Origin of the sequence: Pseudomonas sp. PS01298 (assembly GCF_029959745.1) — a bacterium.
Lineage (GTDB): Bacteria > Pseudomonadota > Gammaproteobacteria > Pseudomonadales > Pseudomonadaceae > Aquipseudomonas > Aquipseudomonas aylmerensis.
The window spans coordinates 1-6205 of sequence record NZ_JASCPP010000194.1 but is presented as its reverse complement, the minus strand read 5'-3'; the positions used below and the strand labels follow the sequence as shown (position 1 = coordinate 6205).

At 64.1% G+C, this 6205-nt stretch carries 4 protein-coding genes; 3 read left to right on the top strand and 1 reads right to left on the bottom strand.

Annotated elements, in window-relative coordinates:
* Positions 1-830 precede the first annotated feature (830 nt).
* On the bottom strand, positions 831-2690 hold the full coding sequence (locus QMX97_RS31335) for a sigma-54-dependent Fis family transcriptional regulator (RefSeq protein WP_282398202.1): 1860 nt from the start codon (positions 2688-2690) through the stop codon (positions 831-833).
* A gap of 309 nt (positions 2691-2999) precedes the next feature.
* On the opposite strand from QMX97_RS31335, the gene QMX97_RS31330 reads away from it, so the two are divergent.
* The 3 genes from QMX97_RS31330 to QMX97_RS31320 are packed head-to-tail and all read left to right on the top strand — an operon-like array spanning position 3000 to position 6123.
* Complete coding sequence (locus QMX97_RS31330) at positions 3000-3977, top strand: thiamine pyrophosphate-dependent dehydrogenase E1 component subunit alpha (RefSeq protein ID WP_120448312.1); 978 nt, start codon at positions 3000-3002, stop codon at positions 3975-3977.
* 26 nt (positions 3978-4003) lie between these two features.
* Entirely contained in the window at positions 4004-5023 is a 1020-nt protein-coding gene (locus QMX97_RS31325) for an alpha-ketoacid dehydrogenase subunit beta (protein ID WP_065906247.1), read from the top strand.
* On the top strand, positions 5020-6123 hold the full coding sequence (locus tag QMX97_RS31320) for an acetoin dehydrogenase dihydrolipoyllysine-residue acetyltransferase subunit (protein ID WP_282398201.1): 1104 nt from the start codon (positions 5020-5022) through the stop codon (positions 6121-6123). The genes QMX97_RS31325 and QMX97_RS31320 overlap by 4 nt, the downstream gene beginning before the upstream one ends.
* Positions 6124-6205: the final 82 nt, after the last annotated feature.

The window sequence follows — 6205 nt, the reverse complement described above, 5'->3', positions numbered from 1 at the left end:
GGCTTGCTCGCGAAGGCGTTGTATCAGACAGCCTATCTGTTACTGACATACCGCCTTCGCGAGCAAGCCCGCTCCCACACTGATTTGTGGCTGGACTGAATCCTATGCCTGGCTCAGTTCCCAGAGTTTTTGGCGGGGCTGGACTGATTCTTGTGCCTGACACAGTTCCCAGAGTTTTTGGAAGGGCTGGACTGATTCCGGTGCCTGACACAGTTCCACTGTGGGAGCGGGCTTGCTCGCGAAAGCGCAGTGTCAGTCAACCATGATGCAGCTGACCCACCGCCTTCGCAGGCAAGCCAGCTCCCACACTGATTTGTGGCTGGATTGAATCTTGTGTCTGGCTCAGTTCCCACAGTTTTGGAGGGACTGGCCTAATTCTTGTGCCTGACACAGTTCCACTGTGGGAGCGGGCTTGCTCGCGAAAGCGCAGTGTCAGTCAACCATAATGTGGCTGATCCACCGCCATCGCAGGCAAGCCAGCTCCCACACTGATTTGTGGCTGGACTGAATCTTGTGCCTGGCTCAGTTCCCACAGTTTTGGAGGGACTGGACTGAATCTTGTGCCTGACACAGTTCCCACAGATTTTGGAGGGGGTAGCCTGATTCCTGTGCCTGACACAGTTCCACTGTGGGAGCGGGCTTGCCCGCGAAAGCGGTGTGTCAGTCAACCATGATGCAGCTGATCCACCGCTTTCGCAGGCAAGCCAGCTCCCACACTGATTTGTGGCTGGACTGAATCTTGTGCCTGGCTCAGTTCCCACAGTTTTGGGAGGGCTGGACTGAATCTTGTGCCTGCCACAATTCCACTGTGCGGGCTCGCTCCCACAGGTTCACTGTTTGCCAGGCATATCGATGCCCAGTTGGTTGACGCGGCGGTACAGCGTCGCCCGTGAGATCCCCAGCGCCTGCGCCGTCGGCGATGGCTTCCAGCGATGCCGGATCAGCGCATCCAGCACCACCTGGCGCTCCGGGCTCAGCTGAACCTGTGCCTGCAGCGCAACCTGTTCCCCACGCACTTCCACCGGCAAATCCGCCAGTTGCAGGATGCCGCCTTCGCACACCGCGCAGGCATACGCCAGCACGTGCCGCAGTTGCCGCACATTGCCCGGCCAGGCGTAGCCCAACAGCACTTCCAGCGCCGCCTGGCTGATGCCAGCCGCGATGCCACTGTGGCGGGCCTCCTGTTCCAGCAGCCGATTGATCAGGGCCAGTTTGTCGGTGCGTTCGCGCAGCGGCGGCAGGCAGAAACGCGCGCAGCCGAGGCGAAAGTACAGGTCTTCGCGAAAACGTCCTTCACTCACCAGTGCCGCCAGGTCGCGGTGGCTGGCGCAGATCACCTGGATATCCACTGCACGGGTTTTCGCCGCACCCAGGGGCGCCACTTCACCTTCGGCCATCACCCGCAGCAGGCGCGTCTGCAGGGCCAGCGGCATGTCGCCGATTTCATCGAGGAACAGCGTGCCGCCATCGGCCTGCACCAACAGCCCCGGCATGCCCTTGCTGGATGCGCCGGTAAACGCCCCGGCGACATAGCCGAACAGCTCGCTTTCGATCAGGTTTTCCGGGATCGCCGCGCAGTTCACCGCCACGAACGGCCCCTCGCGCCGGGCGCTGCGCTGATGCAATTGGCGCGCGAAGACTTCCTTGCCGGCACCGGTCTCACCTTGCACCAGCACCGGCAGGTTACGGTCCTTGACCCGCACCGCCAGGCGCAGGTGTTCATCCACGCGCGGGTCGACCTGGATGATCGCAACCGCGCGCGCGGGCGTGCGACGCGGCGTGTTGACGCGCACGTGCAGCACGCCGGGTTCGCCCAGCCATTGCAGGTGCTGGGCCGATTGATCGGTGACTGCGCGCAGGGCATCCAGGTCGAATACCTCGCCGATATGCTCCGGCACCTGGCCAAAGCGCCGACGCAGCGCCAGGCGTGCCTTGCTGTTCAGGGCCTGCAGGCGACCGTCCTGGTCCCAGGCCAGCAGCAGGTCGGGCTGGCTGTCGACATAGCCCGGCGTGCTGTGGGCCTGCAGCACCCAGTGCTGGCGAGCGCTGTGCATGAAGAAGGCGTTTTCGATGGCCTGCGCGCTCTGCGCCACCATCTGCCGCACCAGATGCTGGCTGCGCCGGTCATCCGGGGACTTGAGCGCCGAGGCATCCAGTACCCCCAGCAGGTTGCCCTGCGGGTCGAACATCGGTGCGGCCGAGCAGGTCAGGTCGATGAAGGCCGCGCGAAAGTGATCGCGCTTGTGCACCGTGACCGGCGCCTTGCTGGTCAGCACCGTGGCCACGCCGCAGGTGCCTTCTTCGGCTTCCGACCAGCACGTGCCCAGGTACAGGCCGGCCTTGCGGCAGTCGCTGCGAATGGCGGTGTCGACGCGGTGGTCGATGGTCTGGCCCTGGGCGTCGGTGAGCATCACGCAGTAGTCGGCGTGGCGTACGCGGTGGTGCAGTTGCCCGACGGCTTCGCCGGCGATGCGCATGAACAGTTCGGCGCGCTCACGGCATTCCTTGAGCAGGGGTTCGCTGAGGATACGCGGCCCCTGCAGGGAGCCGGGGTCCAGGTGATGTTGCTCCATGGAGCGGCGCCAGGAGTCGAAAATAAGCGACGGCACCGGCGCCTGGGGCAGGCGATCGGCATTGCGGACCACGCGACTGACGCAGTCGACGTGCTCTCTGGAGTTCGCGGCGAGCATAAGGCCTCCGGTTCTCGATCTTTGTTGTTATGCCGGCCATTAAGCGCCTATGGGCGCAGGCGGACAAGGGCGGCCTGACCAACAGCCGGGCGTGAGACGCAGCGTCTCACCAGGCCTGAGACGCAGCCTGCAGGCTGCAATGGCGCGTCTCATTCTGCGCAGGCATCGCGCCCCGGTACAACCGCACGGCACTGCTCTGGATCAAGGCTTTGCCAGGTTTTTTCGCGCCTTGGCACAGGCTGTGCTGAACCGCTTGCAGCTGGCCGACGCCAGCCTTTTGTGTGTCGAGACAACCTGGAGAACAACAAGATGTCCACTCACCTGTCCACCGATCAATTGCTGCATGCCTACACCGTGATGCGCACCATCCGTGATTTCGAAGAACGCTTGCACGTGGAATTCGCCACCGGCGAGATCCCCGGTTTCGTGCACCTGTACGCCGGCCAGGAAGCCAGCGCTGCCGGGGTCATGGCCCACCTCAACGATGAAGATTGCATCGCCTCCAACCACCGTGGCCACGGCCATTGCATCGCCAAGGGCGTGGATGTGTTCGGCATGATGGCCGAGATCTACGGCAAGAAAACCGGCGTGTGCGGCGGCAAGGGCGGCTCCATGCACATCGCCGACCAGGAGAAGGGCATGCTCGGCGCCAACGGCATTGTCGGCGCCGGTGCACCGCTGGCCGCAGGCGCGGCGCTGGCCTCCAAGCTCAAGGGCAGCCAAGGCGTGGCCGTGGCGTTTTTTGGCGACGGTGGCTCCAACGAAGGCGCGGTCTTCGAGGCCATGAACCTGGCCGCGATCATGAAACTGCCGTGCCTGTTCGTCGCCGAGAACAACGGCTATGCCGAGGCCACCGGGTCCGGCTGGTCGGTGGCGTGCAAGGACATTGCCGAGCGCGCCGTGGGCTTCGGCATGCCGGGGGTGATTGTCGATGGCAATGATTTCTTCGCCGTGCATGCGGCGCTTGGCGTCGCGGTGGAGCGGGCACGCAAGGGCGAGGGGCCGACGCTGGTGGAGGTCAAGCTGAGCCGTTTCTACGGCCACTTCGAGGGCGATGCGCAAACCTATCGCGGCCCGGATGAAGTGAAGAACCTGCGCGAATCCCACGATTGCCTGGCGTTGTTCCGCCAGCGGTGCAGCGCCGAAGGCTGGCTCGATGCCGCGCAGTTCGAGCGTATCGACGGCGAGGTCGCACAGTTGATCGAAGACGCCGTGCGCCTGGCCAAGTCCGATCCCAAGCCCCAGGCCGCCGATCTGTTGAGTGACGTGTACGTCGCCTACCGCTAATAACAACAATACTCGGAGAGAATTTCATGGCTCGCAAAATCAGCTATCAGCAGGCAATCAACGAAGCCCTGGCCCAGGAAATGCGCCGCGACCAGAGCGTGTTCATCATCGGCCAGGACGTCTCCGGCGGTACCGGCTCACCGGGCGAGCAGGACGCCTGGGGCGGTGTGCTGGGGGTCACCAAGGGCCTGTACCCCGAATTTCCCGAGCGGGTCCTCGATGCGCCGTTGTCCGAAGTCGGCTACGTGGGCATGGCCGTCGGCGCCGCGACCCGAGGGATGCGCCCGGTGTGCGAGTTGATGTTCGTCGACTTTATCGGCTGCTGCCTCGACCAGTTGCTCAACCAGGCCGCCAAGTTCCGCTACATGTTCGGCGGCAAGACCACCACGCCGCTGGTGGTGCGCGCCATGTACGGCGCCGGCCTGCGCGCTGCGGCCCAGCACTCGCAGATGCTCACCTCGATGTGGACGCACATCCCCGGCCTCAAGGTGGTGTGCCCGGCCACGCCGTACGACGCCAAGGGCATGCTGATCCAGGCTATCCGCGACAACGACCCGGTGATTTTCCTCGAGCACAAACTGCTCTACAGCCTGCAGGGCGAGGTGCCGGAAGAGCTGTACACGGTGCCGTTCGGCGAGGCCAACTTTGTCCGCGAAGGCCGCGACGTGACCCTGGTGACTTACGGGCGCATGGTGCATGTCGCCCTCGAAGCCGCCGCCAACCTGGCCCGCCAGGGGATTGACTGCGAAGTGCTGGACCTGCGCACCACCAGCCCGCTGGACGAAGACAGCATCCTTGAAAGCGTGGAGAAAACCGGGCGCCTGGTGGTGATCGACGAGTCCAACCCGCGTTGCTCCATCGCCACCGACATCAGCGCACTGGTGGCCCAGCAGGGGTTCTCGTTTCTGCGCGCGCCGATCGAGATGGTGACCGCGCCGCACACGCCGGTGCCGTTTTCCGATGCCCTGGAAGACCTGTACATCCCCAACGCGGCGAAGATCGAGGCTGCCGTGCTGAAGATCGCCGACAAGAGGAATGCCGCATGATTCATACCTTGACCATGCCCAAATGGGGTCTGTCGATGACCGAAGGCCGCCTCGATGTCTGGCTCAAACAACCGGGCGACCGCGTGGAGAAGGGCGAGGAAGTGCTGGATGTGGAGACCGACAAAATCTCCAGCAGTGTCGAAGCGCCGTTCAGTGGTGTGCTGCGCCGGGTGCTGGCGCTGAGTGACGAGACCCTGCCGGTGGGCGCGCTGCTGGCGATTGTGGTGGAGGGCGAAGCCACCGAAGAAGAGATCGATGCGGTGGTGGCGCGTTTCAATGCAGGGTTCGTCTCAAGCAACGCCGAAGCCGAAGCGTCGGGACCGAGTGCGCAGAAGGTCGAGGTCGGCGGGCGTTTGCTGCGTTACCTCGACCTGGGTGAGGGCGGCACGCCGCTGGTGCTGGTGCATGGCTTTGGCGGCGACTTGAACAACTGGCTGTTCAACCAACCGGCCTTGGCGGCCGAGCGGCGCGTGATCGCGTTGGATTTGCCGGGGCATGGCGAGTCGGGCAAACACCTGCACAACGGCGATGCCGAAGAGTTGAGCCAGGCCGTGTTGGCCTTGCTCGATCACCTCGGGCTCGACCGCGTGCACCTGGCCGGCCACTCCATGGGCGGGCTGGTTGCGCTGACGATTGCCGACCAGGCCCCCGCGCGTGTTGCCTCACTCAGCCTGATCGCCAGCGCCGGCCTGGGGGCGGACATCAACGGCGATTACCTGCAAGGGTTCACCGAGGCCAACAACCGCAACGCGCTCAAGCCGCAGCTGGTGCAACTGTTCAGCGACCCCGCGCTGGTGACGCGGCAAATGCTCGAGGACATGCTCAAGTTCAAGCGCCTGGAAGGCGTGGACCAGGCCCTGCGGCAACTGAATACGCAGCTGTTTGATGGGGGGCGGCAGACGCGGGACTTGCGCAGCGTGGTGGGTCGCCAGCCGAGCCTGGTGATCTGGGGCAGTGACGATGCAATCATCCCGGCCAGCCATGCCGAGGGGTTGCAAGCCCAGGTGGAGATTGTGCCGGGGCAGGGGCATATGGTGCAGTTGGAGGCGGCGGAGCAGGTGAATCAGTTGCTGAGTCTGTTCCTCAAATCTCAAGCCTGATAGCAATCAAATGGGGGAGCGGGCTTGCTCGCGAATACGGTGGGTCAGTCAGACATTGATTGCCTGACACAGCGCTTTCGCG

Bases quoted from the DNA above. Each gene is read 5' to 3' on its own strand.
- QMX97_RS31335 (WP_282398202.1), bottom strand. From the start codon at position 2,690: ATGCTCGCCGCGAACTCCAGAGAGCACGTCGACTGCGTCAGTCGCGTG.
- QMX97_RS31330 (WP_120448312.1), top strand. From the start codon at position 3,000: ATGTCCACTCACCTGTCCACCGATCAATTGCTGCATGCCTACACCGTG.
- QMX97_RS31325 (WP_065906247.1), top strand. From the start codon at position 4,004: ATGGCTCGCAAAATCAGCTATCAGCAGGCAATCAACGAAGCCCTGGCC.
- QMX97_RS31320 (WP_282398201.1), top strand. From the start codon at position 5,020: ATGATTCATACCTTGACCATGCCCAAATGGGGTCTGTCGATGACCGAA.